Origin of the sequence: Mesorhizobium sp. M1A.F.Ca.IN.020.04.1.1 (genome assembly GCF_003997315.1) — a bacterium.
Lineage (GTDB): Bacteria > Pseudomonadota > Alphaproteobacteria > Rhizobiales > Rhizobiaceae > Mesorhizobium.
The window spans coordinates 79,729-95,337 of sequence record NZ_RZSN01000001.1; the positions used below are offsets into that span (position 1 = coordinate 79,729).

23 protein-coding genes are annotated in these 15,609 nt (G+C 58.9%); 22 read left to right on the forward strand and 1 reads right to left on the reverse strand.

The window, feature by feature from the left end:
- Positions 1-87 precede the first annotated feature (87 nt).
- The 5 genes from EOA49_RS00430 to EOA49_RS00450 are packed head-to-tail and all read left to right on the forward strand — an operon-like array spanning position 88 to position 2,437.
- The gene (locus tag EOA49_RS00430) at positions 88-504 is read left to right on the forward strand and encodes a hypothetical protein (RefSeq protein WP_245460458.1); all 417 of its coding nucleotides are present in this window, start codon (positions 88-90) and stop codon (positions 502-504) included.
- A complete protein-coding gene (locus EOA49_RS00435; RefSeq protein WP_127242897.1) occupies positions 501-1,328 on the forward strand; it encodes a hypothetical protein in 828 nt (275 codons plus the stop codon). Before EOA49_RS00430 ends, EOA49_RS00435 begins: the two co-directional genes overlap by 4 nt.
- Positions 1,325-1,681 carry a hypothetical protein gene (locus EOA49_RS00440; RefSeq protein ID WP_127242899.1) on the forward strand — a complete coding sequence of 119 codons (357 nt, stop codon included), beginning with the start codon at positions 1,325-1,327 and terminating at the stop codon, positions 1,679-1,681. Before EOA49_RS00435 ends, EOA49_RS00440 begins: the two co-directional genes overlap by 4 nt.
- Positions 1,678-2,091 (forward strand): hypothetical protein, encoded by a 414-nt coding sequence (locus EOA49_RS00445; RefSeq protein ID WP_127242901.1) that lies wholly within the window; start codon positions 1,678-1,680, stop codon positions 2,089-2,091. Before EOA49_RS00440 ends, EOA49_RS00445 begins: the two co-directional genes overlap by 4 nt.
- Positions 2,039-2,437 (forward strand): hypothetical protein, encoded by a 399-nt coding sequence (locus EOA49_RS00450; protein WP_127242903.1) that lies wholly within the window; start codon positions 2,039-2,041, stop codon positions 2,435-2,437. The genes EOA49_RS00445 and EOA49_RS00450 overlap by 53 nt, the downstream gene beginning before the upstream one ends.
- Here EOA49_RS00450 and EOA49_RS33240 read toward each other — a convergent pair.
- The gene (locus EOA49_RS33240) at positions 2,398-2,709 is read right to left on the reverse strand and encodes a hypothetical protein (RefSeq protein ID WP_245460459.1); all 312 of its coding nucleotides are present in this window, start codon (positions 2,707-2,709) and stop codon (positions 2,398-2,400) included. The genes EOA49_RS00450 and EOA49_RS33240 overlap by 40 nt on opposite strands.
- Before the next feature lie 252 nt (positions 2,710-2,961).
- Between EOA49_RS33240 and EOA49_RS00460 the strand changes: the two genes are divergently transcribed.
- From EOA49_RS00460 to EOA49_RS00540, 17 genes are all read left to right on the forward strand, one after another.
- Complete coding sequence (locus EOA49_RS00460) at positions 2,962-3,498, forward strand: hypothetical protein (RefSeq protein WP_245460460.1); 537 nt, start codon at positions 2,962-2,964, stop codon at positions 3,496-3,498.
- 263 nt (positions 3,499-3,761) lie between these two features.
- Positions 3,762-4,001, forward strand: coding sequence for a hypothetical protein (locus EOA49_RS00465; RefSeq protein WP_127242906.1), 240 nt, complete (start codon positions 3,762-3,764; stop codon positions 3,999-4,001).
- Positions 4,002-4,057: 56 nt separating this feature from the next.
- Positions 4,058-4,426, forward strand: a complete 369-nt coding sequence (locus EOA49_RS00470; protein ID WP_127242908.1) for a hypothetical protein — start codon at positions 4,058-4,060, stop codon at positions 4,424-4,426.
- Positions 4,314-5,789, forward strand: coding sequence for a terminase family protein (locus EOA49_RS00475; protein ID WP_127242910.1), 1,476 nt, complete (start codon positions 4,314-4,316; stop codon positions 5,787-5,789). The genes EOA49_RS00470 and EOA49_RS00475 overlap by 113 nt, the downstream gene beginning before the upstream one ends.
- A complete protein-coding gene (locus tag EOA49_RS00480) occupies positions 5,790-7,910 on the forward strand; it encodes a hypothetical protein (RefSeq protein WP_127242912.1) in 2,121 nt (706 codons plus the stop codon).
- Positions 7,907-9,139 (forward strand): hypothetical protein, encoded by a 1,233-nt coding sequence (locus EOA49_RS00485; RefSeq protein ID WP_127242914.1) that lies wholly within the window; start codon positions 7,907-7,909, stop codon positions 9,137-9,139. Before EOA49_RS00480 ends, EOA49_RS00485 begins: the two co-directional genes overlap by 4 nt.
- A gap of 10 nt (positions 9,140-9,149) precedes the next feature.
- Positions 9,150-9,410, forward strand: a complete 261-nt coding sequence (locus tag EOA49_RS00490; protein WP_127242916.1) for a hypothetical protein — start codon at positions 9,150-9,152, stop codon at positions 9,408-9,410.
- Positions 9,410-9,649, forward strand: a complete 240-nt coding sequence (locus EOA49_RS00495) for a hypothetical protein (RefSeq protein ID WP_127242918.1) — start codon at positions 9,410-9,412, stop codon at positions 9,647-9,649. The genes EOA49_RS00490 and EOA49_RS00495 overlap by 1 nt, the downstream gene beginning before the upstream one ends.
- Complete coding sequence (locus EOA49_RS00500; RefSeq protein WP_127242919.1) at positions 9,597-10,736, forward strand: hypothetical protein; 1,140 nt, start codon at positions 9,597-9,599, stop codon at positions 10,734-10,736. Before EOA49_RS00495 ends, EOA49_RS00500 begins: the two co-directional genes overlap by 53 nt.
- Positions 10,737-10,741: 5 nt before the next feature.
- The gene (locus EOA49_RS00505; RefSeq protein ID WP_127242921.1) at positions 10,742-11,722 is read left to right on the forward strand and encodes a DUF5309 domain-containing protein; all 981 of its coding nucleotides are present in this window, start codon (positions 10,742-10,744) and stop codon (positions 11,720-11,722) included.
- A gap of 14 nt (positions 11,723-11,736) precedes the next feature.
- Positions 11,737-12,171: a hypothetical protein gene (locus EOA49_RS00510; protein WP_245460462.1), complete on the forward strand. Its 435-nt coding sequence runs from the start codon at positions 11,737-11,739 to the stop codon at positions 12,169-12,171.
- A gap of 51 nt (positions 12,172-12,222) precedes the next feature.
- Complete coding sequence (locus EOA49_RS00515; protein ID WP_127242923.1) at positions 12,223-12,537, forward strand: hypothetical protein; 315 nt, start codon at positions 12,223-12,225, stop codon at positions 12,535-12,537.
- Positions 12,537-12,857, forward strand: coding sequence for a hypothetical protein (locus EOA49_RS00520; RefSeq protein ID WP_127242925.1), 321 nt, complete (start codon positions 12,537-12,539; stop codon positions 12,855-12,857). The genes EOA49_RS00515 and EOA49_RS00520 overlap by 1 nt, the downstream gene beginning before the upstream one ends.
- Positions 12,857-13,489, forward strand: a complete 633-nt coding sequence (locus tag EOA49_RS00525) for a hypothetical protein (RefSeq protein WP_127242927.1) — start codon at positions 12,857-12,859, stop codon at positions 13,487-13,489. The genes EOA49_RS00520 and EOA49_RS00525 overlap by 1 nt, the downstream gene beginning before the upstream one ends.
- Positions 13,486-13,689: a hypothetical protein gene (locus EOA49_RS00530; protein ID WP_127242929.1), complete on the forward strand. Its 204-nt coding sequence runs from the start codon at positions 13,486-13,488 to the stop codon at positions 13,687-13,689. The genes EOA49_RS00525 and EOA49_RS00530 overlap by 4 nt, the downstream gene beginning before the upstream one ends.
- Positions 13,686-15,146, forward strand: a complete 1,461-nt coding sequence (locus EOA49_RS00535) for a hypothetical protein (RefSeq protein ID WP_245460463.1) — start codon at positions 13,686-13,688, stop codon at positions 15,144-15,146. Before EOA49_RS00530 ends, EOA49_RS00535 begins: the two co-directional genes overlap by 4 nt.
- Entirely contained in the window at positions 15,143-15,586 is a 444-nt protein-coding gene (locus EOA49_RS00540) for a hypothetical protein (RefSeq protein WP_127242931.1), read from the forward strand. The genes EOA49_RS00535 and EOA49_RS00540 overlap by 4 nt, the downstream gene beginning before the upstream one ends.
- The last annotated feature ends 23 nt before the right edge of the window (positions 15,587-15,609 follow it).

The window sequence follows — 15,609 nt, forward strand, 5'->3', positions numbered from 1 at the left end:
CGGTGGTGCATCGCTAGTCCTTTCCGCCGGTTGTTCCGGCTTAGTCACTGCTGTGTACGGACATCACAGTAGTGAAAGGGAAAAGGCATGTCCGACACCAAGCGGGTCAGTTCCGACCCAAAGCAGGGTAGAGTCGACACAATGAGCATCGCTGTTGGGGAGGCGTTCGAGTACCTGAACGCCGGAACACGAAAGCATTATCGCGGGGCAGGGGACACTGCCTCGGCAGCCCGGGACCGCGCGGCGCGGGAAGCGGGCATTTCACCGGCCCAGGCCGAACGGCTCTGGAAGCGCTGGCGAACGATGGCAAGCGTGGATGGCGATGTCTATCGCGCCCTCCGCAACCAGTATGAGCGTTTGTGTGAGCGAGTTGAGAACGCAGCCGAAGCCATGGAGCGAGAGGCGCGAGATATCGAGGCAAACAATGCGACTTTGGGTGGCCATCGGGCGGTGGCTGAGGGCGTGGCGGGCGCGTCGAAGGGCGCGGAAAGGGAAATGAGATGAACTTTGCTGCTTGTCGTCGCCGTTGGGGCGACAATGATCGCTACCTTGGCCCGTTCTGCTACGCGCGAGACGGTAGAGCTTATCGACCGCTCGCTATCGTCCTATCATCTGGCGGCGACGAATATCCCGGCGCCAGTCTTCGTTTCAGCGGTTTCGGACACACGCTAATCATAGCGCTTCCGTCGATCATTAAGCCCTGGAAGCGCTGGGTCGATACCTCTCGTTATGAATGGTCCACTTCGCCCAACGGCGGCTATTGGGACATTCAGTCACGATCGTTCGGTTTCTCCTACTCGGAAGGCTTTCTGCAGGTCTTCCACGGCCCGCAGACGCATGACAGTTGGACAGACAAGACATGGACCAAGTTTCTGCCTTGGACGCAATGGCGGCACGTTCGTAAGAGTTTCTATGGCATCAACGGCGAGCATGTCGCGACGCTGCCGGATACCGGCAAAAGCTACACCCTCGATTCGGGCAGATGGGAACGTGAGCGCGCTATCGAGAAAGCAACGCCGACCGTCTGCTTTGAGTTTGATGACTTCGATGGAGAGCGTCTGACGGCGACGACCAAGATAGAGGAAATGGAATGGAAATTCGGGACCGGCTGGTTCAAGTGGCTTAGTCTTTTTCGCAAGCCGAAAGTGCGGCGCTCACTTGATATCGAGTTCTCCGGCGAGACTGGTGAGCGCAAGGGCTCATGGAAGGGCGGCACGCTCGGAACCGGCATCGATATGACATCGGGCGAACTGCACGAAAGCGCTTTCCGCCGCTACTGCGAAAAAAACAGGATGACATTTGTCGGCTCATCGACGGAGGCCGCTTGATCGCCATCACGCTTCCATGGCCTCCCCGGTCCTTGCATCCAAACGCCAGAACCCACTGGGCTCGCAAGGCCAAGGACGCCAAGCAGGCTCGTATCACAGCTGCTTGGTGCGCCAGGGAAGCAGGAATCCGCAAAGGCGATTGCGACATTCCCCAGGCATTGAAGGTGACTGCGATCTTCTACCCGCCCAACCGGCACAAACATGATCTCGATGGGTGCCTGAGTAGCTGCAAGGCATTTCTAGACGGTATCGCGGACGCCATAGGGGTTGACGACAGCAAGTGGCAACTCGCGTTGCGCAAGGAAGAGCCCGTCAAGGGCGGATTGGTCAGGATCGAACTGGAGGCAGCATGAGCCTTGAACACCGACACGCTATTCTCGACGCGCTGCTCACCGTCCTCGATGAGGATCACGCACTTGCCGTCATGGAGCATAGGCGCATCACTATCCGCAAGCCGCTCACAGCCTATGCAGCTCGGCTCCTGGCAAAGCGCTTCGCTGAATACGGCGACGCCAATGCGGCAGCGGACATCATGATCGAACGCAACTGGCAGGGCTTCAACATCGACTGGCTGCGACGACGGCAGCAATCCGGCAAGCGCAACTATGTCGATGTGGCGAAGGACAGGTGGAATGGATCAGCGGGCATATATGGCAATGACGGCGATGCTCAATGCGTTCCCTCAAGGTTCCGGCAACCCGGATCTGACGATGGCGACCTACGAGAAATTGCTGGCGGGCCTTTCCTCGCAAGCCGTCATTGAAGCAGCGCAGCGCTTCGCTTCAGGCGAGGTGCAGGGCCAGAACATGAGTTTTGCCCCCGCTGTTCCCGAGTTCATAGCGGAGGCCAAGCGTCGGCAGGAACTCATCGACATCAAGGCTCGGCCTCGTCTTGCGGCGCCATCTGGCTATACCGGCACACCCTGGCACATCAGGCAGGAGAAGTACCGCACCAAATTCCGCGACTGCCCGATCATCAAGGAGAACGTCTCCTATGACGAATTCCGCAAGATGAGCGCGGCACGGGAGATTCCAGCGGGCTCGGCATGGGTTGCGGCAGTCGCGACGATCTACGGGCCACCAGCAGGCGAAATTGCAGAAAGGAGTTGAGTATGACGCTCGTCGCATATGCGGGCCAGGATGAGGCCGAAGCGTGGAATCGATATAACCGTCATTCGGTGAGGGCGTCTGCCTTTTCCGCCGAATTCATCGAACAGGCCAGGCAAGCCAGAACGCAAGCCGCCAAGCAGGAAATGAACGGCCGTGGCCTCATGCAATTGCGACGGCAAGGCATGCCGGAATGGGCTCGCCAGATAACCGCCGAATGCGCCGACCGTCACGATGTCTTCGTGGCCGATATCGCGGGCGATAGCCGTCGTCATAAGACTGTCCGCGCCAGAAACGAGGCCATGTATCTCGTCAAGTCGGCGAAACCGATGCTTTCCAGCCCGCAAATGGCCCGCTGGTTCAATCGGGATCATACATCGGTGCTTTATGCGCTCGCAAGCCACAGCAAGGCGAATAACCTTCCTATGCTTGTTGGCTACGATCTGGAGACAGCTAGGGAGCGCAATCGGCAAGGTCACCACAAGCGCAGAACGCGGACTCCCAAGCAATCCTAACGAGGACACTACATGGCAAAGGGCGCGACAAGGAAAAAGCCAGAGTTCGTTTCTCAGCATATCGAGATCGGCATGGCTGAGATCGAGAACCCGAACTGGTCTCGCGCCCACGATGGCGTGAGGACCAATGTCCGCTATGTCCAGCAGCCGATCAACATTCGCGAGAGCGCCATTACCACGCTTGCGGCAAAGGGTGTGATTGATGAGGCGCAGACAGCGGCAGCCGATCGCTTCCGTGCCCTGTGGGAGCGCATGGGCGGCGCCGGAGCTGGCGCTCTCGACTATAGCCGAGAGCCCGTTGACGGCGGTGGCATTGCAGAGCCAATCACGGTTCGCCAACTGGAAGCTGGTTTCGAACTCAGCGAGGCGAGAAAAGCGCTGCTCAAGGCGCATGGCGAATATGCCTATCGCCTGGTGGGCTACATCGCAGGGCAGGGCATGTCGATTCACGAACTGACGGAGACGCGCCGGCAGCGGGACACCATGACCGACAATCTGCGTTCCTACCTCGATGTGCTGGCCGTTCTCTGGAAATTTTCGACGCGATAAATTTCAGGGGCTTGACAGTCGCGCGCGTGAGATGCTAGGTTCATTGTACTGGCGGTAATGTTGCCAGAAATCCCACAAATCACGAGTTTGCCGGTCGCCCCCGTCGCGTCGAAACGCATCGGGTTGGGATAAGCGCTGATCGTTCGTGATCGCCGCCGTCAAAGCCATATAGAGGGACAAGGCGATTGTCTGAGCCATCGCCTCCCATCGGCAGAGTAGCCGAGGTTCATCATCATGTCAGGATGGAACAACGGAGAATACGAGTGAACCTGAACGCACAGGCCATAAACACTCCTTGGTCCGAGGAAATCAAGAAACAGGAGGAATCCTTTCTTGAGGACTGCGCCTGTGCCAAGGTTGTCTCGACCGCCCAAGGTGATGCGCTCCTCATCAACGGCAAGGTCCTCTTCGTGCACGGTCCCGACAACTGGGGGTATGCGAACCTCATTGCGAAAGCGCTCCGCATGGTAGCCGGCAAAGAGTCCGGCGGTGCATCAGCTTAGTCAAACCACCCTTTCGGTTCGTTTCCGACAATGGTCAAGGATCTGATCGGACGCTGATGGACAAGCCAGCCAAAGACGACAAGACTGGCCGCTTTTTAGCGGGCAATAGCGGTAATGGGGGCCGGCCGAAGGGTGCGCGCTCCAAGCTCGGCGAAGCCTTCATCGAGGATATGCTGGCTGATTGGGAGGCAAACGGCCCGGCTGCCATCACTCGCGTTCGCGCGGAGAAGCCAGACGCCTATCTGAAGGTCGTCGCCTCGATCCTGCCGAAGGATCTGAACGTCAATATCAATCAAACGGATACGATGACGGATGAGCAGCTTATCGAGCGCATCCGGTCCCTCGATGCCGCAATCCGGCCTTTCCTCGATGCTGAGGGAGCGAGCGGAACTGGCGTCGGTTCTGGACCGGCGACTGCGCACTAACAAGCTTCGCCTTTATCGCCCGTACGCAAAGCAGAAGATCTTCCACAAGGCCGGCGCAACGCACAGCGAGCGCCTGTTCATGGCGGGCAATCAGCTCGGCAAGACGGTTGCCGGCGGCGCCGAATGGGCAATGCATCTCACAGGAAGATATCCCGACTGGTGGGAGGGTGCATCATTCAACCAAGCTCCCTTGCTCTGGGCTGGTTCGGTTACAGGCGAAAGCACGCGTGATAATCCGCAGCGTATTCTGGTGGGGCCTCCAGCCAAGGAAGAAGAGTGGGGCACGGGATTTATTCCTGCTGACTGTATTCGCGATCGCACTCGTGCTGTGGGCGTTCCCAATCTCCTCGATACGGTCGTGGTTCGCTGGGGCGGTGGCGGCGACGTTCAGGCCGGTGAGAGCATTATCGCCTTCAAGGCTTATGAAAAGGGCCGCGAGAAGTGGCAGGGGCCGACTGTAGACGGCATCTGGTTCGATGAGGAGCCGCCTGAGGATATTTATTCCGAAGGACTGACGCGCACCAACAACGGCCAGCGCGGGCAGTTCGCGCAGACTACTTTCACGCCTCTCTTGGGCATGTCCACTGTCGTCAGCCGCTTCATCATGCCGGCGAAGGATGATCCCGGCCAGGATTCGCGCATCGTCACGTCAATGACGATCGATGACGCGGAGCACTATTCGCCCGAGGAGCGGGCAAGGATCATCGCCAGTTACCCGGCGCATGAACGGGAAGCGAGATCCAAGGGCATTCCGACGCTCGGGTCCGGTCTCATCTTCCCTGTGCTGGAGGAGGAGATCATCTGCAAGCCATTCGCCATTCCGGCGATCTGGCCGCAGATCAATGGGCTTGACTTCGGCTATGACCATCCCTTCGCGGCGGTCAATCTGGCTTGGGATCGAGACGCCGATATCGTCTACGTCTGCAAGAATTATCGCAGCCGGCAGACGACGCCAGTCATTCATGCGGCAGCAATCAAGCCATGGGGAGAATGGGTGCCCTGCTCCTGGCCGCATGACGGTTTTCAGCACGACAAGGGCTCAGGCGATCAATTGGCTGCCCAATACAAGGCTCAGGGCCTCAATATGCTGCCTGAGAATGCCCAGTGGGAAGAGGGCGGCATCGGTGTTGAAGCTGGTCTGGCGGCAATGCTCGATCGCATGCTGACCGGCCGTTGGAAAGTCTTCGATAGTTGCACGGAATGGCTAGAAGAGCGGCGCCTCTATCACCGCAAGGACGGCAAGATCGTCAAGGAGCGCGACGACGTGCTGTCGGCCTCTCGCTACGCCTTGATGATGCTGCGCTATGCCGAGGTTAAGCCATCGGCCTCGATGCTGAAGCGCAAAATGGATTGGGTTGTCTAGATGGCAGCACTGACAGACGAACAGCTCAGCGCGATTGTCTCGACGCAGATTCATCTTGCGAAGAACCATGATCGCAATGAGCGCGAGAAATCCCGCTCCAAGGCGCTGGATTACTATCTCGGCAGTCTGGATGCCTATGTTCCGCCAGAGGTAGGGCGCTCCAAGGTCGTTTCGCGCGATGTGGCCGACACGATCGGCTGGATGCTGCCCGGCATCATGCGCGTGTTCACCGCGTCCGATCGCATGGCCGAGGCTGAGCCCGTTGGTGAGGAGGACCAGGCATTCGCCCGCGAAGCCACGGACGGCATGAATTATGTGTTCTGGAAGGACAACAAGGGCTACGAGATCGTCTATAACGCGACGTGGGATGCACTTCTCGTCGGCAATGGCGTGGTCAAGACCTATTACGACGAATATCCGATCTACACGTCGTCGTTCCATAGTGGTCTGAGCGAAGACCAACTAGCGCTGCTTCTTGAGCCCGATGACGACGGTGAAAAGCCGGAAGTGCTAGCCCAGAGCGAAAAGATGGTTCTCACTGTGGATGAGGCCACGGGGCAGCCGATCGAGGCCAAATCGTTCGATGTCAAGATCAAGCGCAAGAAGGCCGAAGGCAAGTTCTGCATCGAGGTCATCCCTCCAGAGCAATTCCTGATTGATCAGAACGCCATTTCGACAGACGAAGCCGCCTTCACGGCCCATTGGGAGCGCAAGGCCAGGACTGAGCTTGTCGAGATGGGGTATGACAAGGATGTCATCTGGTCCATTCCGCAGTCGGCCAAGAACCAGACGCCGGAAGAGTCATCCCGCAGCCCGATGACATTCGACCAGGAAGCCACCGACAAGTCGATGGACCTGGTGGACTATTACGAATGCTTCATCAGGATCGATGTCGATGACGACGGTGAGGCAGAGCTGGTTCGGGCCTGCTTTGCCGGTTCGGACAGCGGCAAGTTGCTGGATTGGGAGGTCTGGGAGGACGAGCACCCCTTCGATGATATTCCTTGTGAGCCAGTGCCTCACCGCTGGGATGCCCGCTCGATCTCCGACGAGACGATGGACGTGCAGGATGTCAAGACGGTTCTGCTTCGTCAGGCGCTGAACAACGTTTATGCGGCCAACAATCCGCAGCGGTTCGCCAAGGGCACCATCAAGAATATGGACGAGCTTGTCTCGCCCACCTTTGGTGGCGTCGTCATCGGCGAGGCTAATGCCGAAATTGAAGACTTGGCCGTTCCTTTCGTCGCCAACCATGCCTTTGAGGCAATTGCATATCAGGATGAGGTAGTTCAGCGCCGCACGGGTGTCGGACGCGGCACCATGGCGCTCGATCCCCAGGCTTTGCAGAACCAGACGGCGGAAGCAGTGAGGGAAGGCAAGGACGCCGGTTACAGCCAGGTAGAGATGGTCGCCCGCAACATGGCCGAATGGGGCTGGCGCAAGGTCTTCCGCAAGCTGATGCGGCTGATGATCAAGCATCAGGGCGAGCGTGTGATCATGATGGCCGGCAAACCGGTCAAGATCGACCCACGCTTCTGGAATGCCGACATGGATGTAACGATCAATGTCGGTCTTGGCACGGGCTCGCGTGATCGCGACATGTCGATGCTCAATGTCATTATGAGCACGCAGGCGGCGATCGCGGCGCGTCTCAGCGCCATTCCGGGTGGCCAGATGAAGGCGCTGGAGTTCATCCCGAAGATCATGAACGCGGCCATCAAGCTCACGGAATCGTCCGGCTTGAGAAACCCAGAGCACTATTTCCCGACGATCACGGCCGACGACATGAAGGCAATGGCGCAAGCCATGCAGCAGGCGTCACAGCAGCCCGATCCGAAGGTGCAAGCCGAAATCCAGAAGCACCAGGCTCAATTGCAGATCGATGCGCAGAAGGCACAGCAGGACGCGGCTCTTCAGCAGCAAAAAGCCGTTGCCGATATCCAGCTGAAGCGCGAGCAATTGGCAGCAGAGCTGGAACTGAAGCGCGAGCAGCTGACGGCCGAGATCACGCTGAAAGAAGCGCTGGCCACGCGCGAGATGAACCTGAAGGCGGCATCTGGTTACTATAAGCAGCCTAGCGTGAGCACATCACCCGTTGAGATGGGCGGGCAGCCGGGATGACGCTGCTTCGCTCGCCCGCACGACTGCCGCAAGCGACGGTCATTTATCCGCCACATCAGGGCAAGAGGGGCGGTCTCAACTCATTCCAGTACGTGATTGATTTCACCGCTGGAACGGCCATTGGCGGAACGCAGCCATATGGCTCAAACACAAACGATGGCCGGCTCTTCCGCGATGGCACGAACTCGGTAGCCTGTTTCCTGCCGTCCGTTTCGGATGGGACCGGAACGATGGTCTCTGTCGGCAATGCTGGCCTTCGCCGGTCAACTGGCGGGGTTTGGAGTTCTCCGTCCCTAACCAACCGGCTGTTGTGGAATCGCGATCTCACCAACGCCGCATGGGTGATATCGAACACGACGGATCTTACCGCTGCAAAAGCGGCGACCGGAGCGGACGGCACCAACAACGCCGCTTCGCGCATCACCTGCAACGTCGCCAACGGCACGATCAAACAATCCATCACGCTGGCATCCAGCCAGGTGGTGTTTTCGTTCATGATCAAGCGCTCGAACGGCACGGGAACGGTCGAATTCACTGTAGACAACGGTACGACTTGGGCTTCGATCGAATCGGGCCTGAACGGCAACTATCAGTTGAAGTTCATCACGCAGGCTGCTGTGACAAATCCTGTCGTCGGCATTCGCATGGGAACGCCTGGCGATCAGATCTCTGTTGACTTCGGCGAACTGATCTCGGCTGCCAACTCGGTCAATCTTCCGAAGCGCGATCGCGTCGCCACCACGACCGCGACCGTCCTCAACACCCAGTCCAGGCCGACGGCTGACATTGCCGATGCTGCACCGAACACACTCATTACCGCCGCTCGCCAGCCTCATGCCTTCTATTGGCAAGGACGCTCGGAGCGCGGCAACGGCGCCGGCCTGATCACGGGCGCGACATCGATGTTCTGCACGGTGATTGCCAACAACGCCGTTACCTACGCTGAAGGTTCGGGCTCAGTTCAATCTGCGGATTCGGCGTTCAGGGTTGGCCTCGATCAGGTCAACAAGGTCGCAGGCTATTTCACAGCAGGCGGGGTAATCAAGCTCTGCGTCAATGGTGGAGCGGTCGTTTCGGGCACTGGTGCCACGGCTGACGCGACAATGGACCACTTTGACCTTTCGACCAACGGCGCCGGCTCACGCTCGATCTACGGCGTGACGGAAGTGTTCAAGATGGGCTCGGGCGTGACATTCACGGATGCCGAACTCATCGCAATGACGACATAAGGAGCCTGGCATGGCCATTCTCGCAGGAACGATTTCCGGCACGGGCGCCACGGGCGCTATCGCTGGGACGAAATTCTCCATCAAGATGGATTTCTCCGGCACCGCTTCGGTGGATATCGAAGAGCAGATGCCGTCCGGCAACTGGATCAAGGCTGTGACGGCAATTACGGCGGATTATGTTCAGGTCTACGATCGCCCGACGCTGACCACGCTTCGCCTTAACTGCACGGCATTCACCAATTCCGTCGAATACATCGTAGAAACGAACTGATGGCGACGGCCGAAGCGCTGGCGCAGCTTTCTCAGGCGCTCGCAGACAATGAGGCATTCCAGGGGGCGCTCAATGCGATCCGCTCCAGCGCGCTCGAAAGCCTTGTTCAGGTAGAGGCAACCAATCTCGACGCCATCCTCGCCCTTCAGGCAAGGGTCAAGGTCGTGGACGAACTTCGAGGCAACCTTGAGGGTTTCATCCGTCAGGGAAAGCCGAAAAAGAAGCCGGGCATCGTCTGATCCCCGGAAACCGGCCAGTCAACCCTTAGCGGAACTGGCAATCCAAGGAAACAACATGGAAGACGACGACACCGAGATCGGTGGCGGCGCATCGCTGTCTATTGAACAGGCAGCAAGCGCCTTTGTGAAAGCCACCTCGCAGGGAGCCGACAAGGGCCAACCCGTGCAGGACAAGCCTATCGAAGGCGAAGAGGCCGACGACGAATTGCAGGCATCCGATCAGGATGAAGGCGAGGACGACGGCGAGACCGACGACGAAAGTCAGGCTGCGGAAGAGACCGAAGACGAGCCGGACGACAAAGGCAGATTCGTTGCCGCAAATGGCAAGGTGAAGCTGCCCGATGGGTCCGTGCTAACCGTTTCCGATCTCATCCAAGGCAACTTGCGCGATCGGGATTATCGGCAGAAGACAATGGGCCTCTCCGACGAGCGGCGAGCCTTCGAGGCACAATCTTCCGCCCTACAAGCATCCATGCAGCAGGTGAATGAGCAGCGGGCTTTCATGTCCAGTCTGCTCCAGCAGATCATGCCGCCGGCTCCCGACGCGCGCCTTCTCGAAGCTGGCACCCCCGATTACGACCCGATCACGTATATCGCGGCCAAGGCCAACTACGACAATTGGATGGCCAGCCTCAACCATCTCCACCAGCAATCCGAAGCCGCCCGGCAACAGACCGAGCAGAAGATTGCCAAGGAGCGGAACGAGCGGGCCAATTCGGAGGGCGAGAAGCTTCTGGGGAAAATCCCGTCGCTTCGAGACTCGGCCAAGCTGAATGCCTTCGCCTCCGGCCTGCAATCCGCAGGACTGGCGGCCGGCTTCAGCAAGGAAGAGATCGCGGAAGCCGTTCCTTATGATCACCGCATGGCCCTGGTGCTGCACAAGGCAGCGCTCTGGGACAAGCTGCAAGCGAACAAGCCCAAGGCCGTTCAGCAGGTCGAAGGCCGCCCCCCGGTGCAGAAATCGGGCAAGCGGCTGACACCGGACGCTCAGAAGGCCAGGCGCGCCACGGATGCAATCACCCGTCTGAAGCAAACCGGCACCGTCGCCGATGCGGCGGCAGCCTATCTCGCATCCAGAAAAGGATAATTCCCATGGCTACCGTAGCCAATACCGTCCTGACCACCCAGGCGGTCGGCAACAGGGAAGAACTTGACGATTTCGTCTCGATGATCACCCCGACCGACACGCCCATCTATACCATGGCCGGCAAGTCCAAGGCCGCGTCGAAGCATCCCGAATGGGAGTATGAAAGCCTCGATACGACCGGCGACAATGCGCAGCCGGAAGGCAACGAGTACACCTTCGATGCCGTGTCGCCGCCCACTCGCGTCGGCAACTACACGCAGATCTTCACCAAGACGTTCCGGTTTTCCGGCACCCAGCAGGCGGTTGACAACGCCGGCAATGCCGAAAAGCGCGCGCACGAACTGATGAAGAAGGGCAAGGCGATCCGTAAGGACATGGAGTATTCCATCGTCGTCAATACGGCATCGACGAACTCGGACCCGCGTCGTTCCGGCGGCCTGCCGACCTGGCTGACCTCGAACGTCTCGCGCGGCGCTGGCGGCTCGTCCGGCGGCTTCTCGTCCGGCGTCACGACCGTCGAGACCACCGGCACGCTGCGTGCGTGGACCAAGGCCCTGACCGACAGTGTGTTGCAGTCGATCTATCAGAACGGCGGCGATGTCACCACGGTCGTTGTCTCGCCCTACAACAAGGGCGTGTTTGCGACCTTCATGTCGGACAGCAACGTGGCCTCCTTCCGCTATGCGGCCGGCAAGGGCACGAACACCATCATCGGCACGGCTGACATCTACGAAAGCCCGTGGGGTCCGGTGAAGGTGATGCCGAACCGCGTCATGAGCACGGCTGCCGCGACTGCCCGTCGCGTCTTTGCGCTCGATCCTGACATGGTGAAGTGGATGACCCTCCGCGCCATCCAGGAAGACACGGTTGCCAAGACCGGCGATGCCGAGAATGGCGTCCTGATCGCGGAAGGCTGCCTCAAAGTCGTCAACCAGGCTGGCATCGGCGTCGTTGCCGACGTCTTCGGCCTGACGGCTTCGACCTGATAGGAGAAACGACAATGGCACAGCCCATGAAGCCCATCTCTGTAACGGCTTCGACCGTTACGCTCGACCGGCATATTCACCGCGACACGGTGACCGTGCTCAACCGCGCGGCCGGCGTCACCGTGACGCTCCCGGCCGCCTCCGGCACTGGCGATGTCTACTACGTCATGGTCGGCACGACCGTCACGTCGAACAACGACATCGTTCAGGTGGCGAACTCCAGCGACACGATGGTCGGCGTTCTCACGACCGCTACCACGACCACGGGTGCCGGCACGCATGAAGCGGCCGGCGGCACGGATGACACGATCACCATGAACGGCACGACAACCGGCGGTATCGTCGGCTCGTACCTCGAATTGCGTGACGTGGCTACCAACGTCTGGATGGTCCTTGGCCATCTGGTCGGCTCCGGCACGCTGGCCACGCCGCTTTCGGCTGCCGTGTAACATCAACTGGGCGGCTCTCCGGGGCCGCCCTTTCCCTTCGGAGAGATACAATTGGCAGACGAAAACAATCTGGAAGCCAGGAAGGTTCTTCTTGGCCAAGCAAAAGCGCTCGGCATGGAAGTCGATGGCCGTTGGTCGGTCGATACCCTGGCCGAAAAGGTGCAAGAGGCACAGGAGTCCAAGAGGGACGCCGACATTGCGGCGATCAAGGCCGCTTCCGACACTTGGGTCTATCTGCTGCGTGATGCATTCCCGGTCGAAGACGAAAAGCATCTTGCCGGCGAGACGATCAAGGTGCCTGCCGACATGGCCGATCGCTGGTATGAAGCAGGCGTGGCGCGCCCCGGCAAGGAGCCGGCCGAATAATGGCCGACCACCGCGTCTTCTTTGATCATGACCCGGAGATCGGCCGAACTGTCTGGCTGATCTTCGATGATCAGGGCAATCTCAAGGGCGCTCATGTCGAGCAGGAGATAGACGCAATCCTCGATGCCAATGCGGAAGCCGAAAAGGCGTCGCACGGCGTCAGGTTCGGGGATTACCAGCGTGTTGCCTCCGTGCCGTTGACCTTCTTCGAGAAGACCGGGCTTGGCGATGCCATCGATGGCGGCGACAAGCGCTATCTGTCGAAAGTCCTCAACGATAGCGACAATTCGCGGTTCCGCACTTCGCGAGGGCGCGTCTGATGGCCATTACCGACTATGCCAGCCTAAAATCGACAGTTCTTGATTGGTCGGCGCGCGGTGATGTGGCGGCCATCGTGGACGATACTATCCGGTTCACGACTGACTACCTTAACTTCGGCGGTCAAGATCCTCAGGATGAACCGCTACGCTGCCGGGAAATGGAAGTGGTGACGAGTCTGACGCCCGCAAGCGGCGTCTGCACTCTCCCAACCGACTATTTGCAATATCGGCGTGTTGTCGAAGATGCATCGACCCGTCGCGAACTGACCTATATCACGCCGGACCAGGCAGAGGTGCTTTGGCCTAGCCGTTTCGGTGGATTGGGGTCGAATTTCACCATTATCGGATCGAGCCTCTACACCTTCCCGTTGGTCTCGAACGATGTCGAACTCACCTATTACCAGAAGCTAGCCAATCTCGACGGCACGACGACCACCAATTGGCTGATCACCAAGGCGCCGCAAGTCTATTTTCGCGGCTGCCTGATGTTCATCTCGGACTATGTGCGCGACAATGACGAAGCAGCCAAGCATGGCGCAGCTTTGCGGACGCTGGTGGCTGGGCTGAACGGTGCCAATGTGATGGCGAATTATGCCCGCGCCGGAATGCGCATTAGGTCTCAAACGCCATGACCCGTGTTTATGTTTCCATCAAGCGTGTCCCGCGCACGGCGAATATCGATGAGAACGTGGACGGTGAGGATTATTTGGCCCGCACCGTCTACGAGGATTTCGAACTTATCGATACTGGTGTTTTGGATTCCGACGGTAACCCGATTAAGGCCCATGAGAAGATGGACCCGGTTGGTTTTATCAGGTGGGGCAACCGGTGACGACAGTGCCGTTTTCGGCCTGGGAGCCGGACAAGGCAGAACTGAATGGACAGACCACGGGCGACATCTCAAACGTCCTGTGTTCGGTCAATTCGTATATTCCATTCCCTGACTTTGCCGCGCTGACATCGGCACTCTCTGCCAAGCCACTCGGCTATTTCCAGGCTCGCAGCCTGAGCGGACAAGTAAGCACCTTTGCCGGCACGGCGACCAAGCTGTGGAAGCTCGACAACACCACATTGACTTGGGAGGACGTTTCCAAGTCCGCCACGACCTATGCCGCCAACGATGACGCGCAGTGGTGCTTTGAGCAGTTCGGCGAATATGTCGTCGCGGTCAACATCAACGACAACCCACAGGTCTATCACCTCGGCGTCTCGACCGATTTCGACAATCTTGCAGGGTCACCTCCGAAAGCAGCGTTTGTCAAGGCGTGGGGCGATTTTCTCTGCCTGATGCAGCTCGCCACGGATGCGAGTGCGGTGCATTGGTCAGCCTTGAACGATATCACCGGCTGGACAATCGGCACGGACAATTCCGACACACAGAGTTTCCCTGAAGGCGGCGCGGTCCAGGGCTCATCGAGGGCAACAAACCCGCTGATTTTCATGGAACGGGCCATTTATCTGGGCACCTTCGTCCCCGGTTCGTCCATCATCTTCTCCTTCGTGAAGATCCACGACAAGAGGGGTGCAAAATCACCTTATTCCATCGCGTCAAGAGGCGAAAACACCTTCTTTGCCGACGAAGGTTCGTTTTTCCAGATCGCGGCGGATGGTTCGATTGCCGATATCGGCTTTGAGAAGGTGTCAAGGACGATTTTCGGGCAATTGGCGTCGTCGGATATCGGTTCGATGGTCGGGGCGATCGATCCGTTCTATTCCCGCGCCTATTGGACCATGGACATCGGCGGAACGGGCTCCTTCAACACCATCTTGACCTATGACTGGTTGCTTCAGCGCTGGTCCAAGGCCAGCCAAGTCAATTACGGCATCTTCCCGGCCGCGACGGCTGGCTACACACTCGAAGGATTGGATGCGGTTTCGTCCAGTCTCGATGCATTGCCCTATTCGCTAGATTCCAAGGTCTGGCAGGGCGGGGCGCCGGTCCTTGCGGCTTTCAACAGCAGCTTTCAAATGGGCTTTTTCAACGGCCAGCCGAAAGAGGCCGTCATCACCACACAGGAACAGGGCGACATCACGGGCGGCGTGACGCTGATCACCTCCGTTTATCCGGTGGTGGACAACGACAACTGCACGATTGCCATTGGCTCCAGGTTCAAGCGTGGCGAGGCGGTTTCCTACACTGGAGAGATCACCGGAACATCGGCAACGGGACGCTTCGACAAGCTGAACTCCGCCCGGTTCCAGCGGGTGAGGGTGACAATCCCGGCCGGTGAAGACTGGACACAGGCCCAGGGCGTGGACATCGCAGCGCAGCCAGCGGGGCGCCGTTGAGCAAATACACAGTCTACAACGCCAGCGAATGGAATCTCGACCGCTTAGGCCCGTACCTGTCCGATGTGGTCCATGAGATGAGCCGGCTCGCCGATCGCTTCCCCGGCGATGTGACCACGGCAGCACTGTTTCAGGAGTTCTTGAGCGGGAAGAAAACGCTCTGGCTCATTCTTGAAGGCGACAAGTTCGTCTCGATTGGCATGTCCACGATCAGGACCGTCGATGCGACAGGCCAGCGAATATTCACTCTCTGTGATTTAGCCGGCCGCGACGTTCAGAAATACAAGCGAGAGCTTTGCGAAGCGGTTGAAGCGTTCGCCGCTCAAAACGGATGCCATGTGACAGCAGTCGAAGGCCGGGAAGGGTGGAAACCTCTCCTGGCCGAGTTCGGATACAAGCCATACGCGGTGCTTTACAGGAAGATTGCGGCAAAGGATTGAATCTGCTATAAAATTCGGGCCTC

Bases quoted from the DNA above. Each gene is read 5' to 3' on its own strand.
- EOA49_RS00430 (WP_245460458.1), top strand. From the start codon at position 88: ATGTCCGACACCAAGCGGGTCAGTTCCGACCCAAAGCAGGGTAGAGTC.
- EOA49_RS00435 (WP_127242897.1), top strand. From the start codon at position 501: ATGAACTTTGCTGCTTGTCGTCGCCGTTGGGGCGACAATGATCGCTAC.
- EOA49_RS00445 (WP_127242901.1), top strand. From the start codon at position 1,678: ATGAGCCTTGAACACCGACACGCTATTCTCGACGCGCTGCTCACCGTC.
- EOA49_RS00450 (WP_127242903.1), top strand. From the start codon at position 2,039: ATGGCGACCTACGAGAAATTGCTGGCGGGCCTTTCCTCGCAAGCCGTC.
- EOA49_RS33240 (WP_245460459.1), bottom strand. From the start codon at position 2,709: ATGACGACGGCTATCGCCCGCGATATCGGCCACGAAGACATCGTGACG.
- EOA49_RS00460 (WP_245460460.1), top strand. From the start codon at position 2,962: ATGGCAAAGGGCGCGACAAGGAAAAAGCCAGAGTTCGTTTCTCAGCAT.
- EOA49_RS00470 (WP_127242908.1), top strand. From the start codon at position 4,058: ATGGACAAGCCAGCCAAAGACGACAAGACTGGCCGCTTTTTAGCGGGC.
- EOA49_RS00475 (WP_127242910.1), top strand. From the start codon at position 4,314: ATGAGCAGCTTATCGAGCGCATCCGGTCCCTCGATGCCGCAATCCGGC.
- EOA49_RS00480 (WP_127242912.1), top strand. From the start codon at position 5,790: ATGGCAGCACTGACAGACGAACAGCTCAGCGCGATTGTCTCGACGCAG.
- EOA49_RS00485 (WP_127242914.1), top strand. From the start codon at position 7,907: ATGACGCTGCTTCGCTCGCCCGCACGACTGCCGCAAGCGACGGTCATT.
- EOA49_RS00490 (WP_127242916.1), top strand. From the start codon at position 9,150: ATGGCCATTCTCGCAGGAACGATTTCCGGCACGGGCGCCACGGGCGCT.
- EOA49_RS00495 (WP_127242918.1), top strand. From the start codon at position 9,410: ATGGCGACGGCCGAAGCGCTGGCGCAGCTTTCTCAGGCGCTCGCAGAC.
- EOA49_RS00505 (WP_127242921.1), top strand. From the start codon at position 10,742: ATGGCTACCGTAGCCAATACCGTCCTGACCACCCAGGCGGTCGGCAAC.
- EOA49_RS00510 (WP_245460462.1), top strand. From the start codon at position 11,737: ATGGCACAGCCCATGAAGCCCATCTCTGTAACGGCTTCGACCGTTACG.
- EOA49_RS00520 (WP_127242925.1), top strand. From the start codon at position 12,537: ATGGCCGACCACCGCGTCTTCTTTGATCATGACCCGGAGATCGGCCGA.
- EOA49_RS00525 (WP_127242927.1), top strand. From the start codon at position 12,857: ATGGCCATTACCGACTATGCCAGCCTAAAATCGACAGTTCTTGATTGG.
- EOA49_RS00530 (WP_127242929.1), top strand. From the start codon at position 13,486: ATGACCCGTGTTTATGTTTCCATCAAGCGTGTCCCGCGCACGGCGAAT.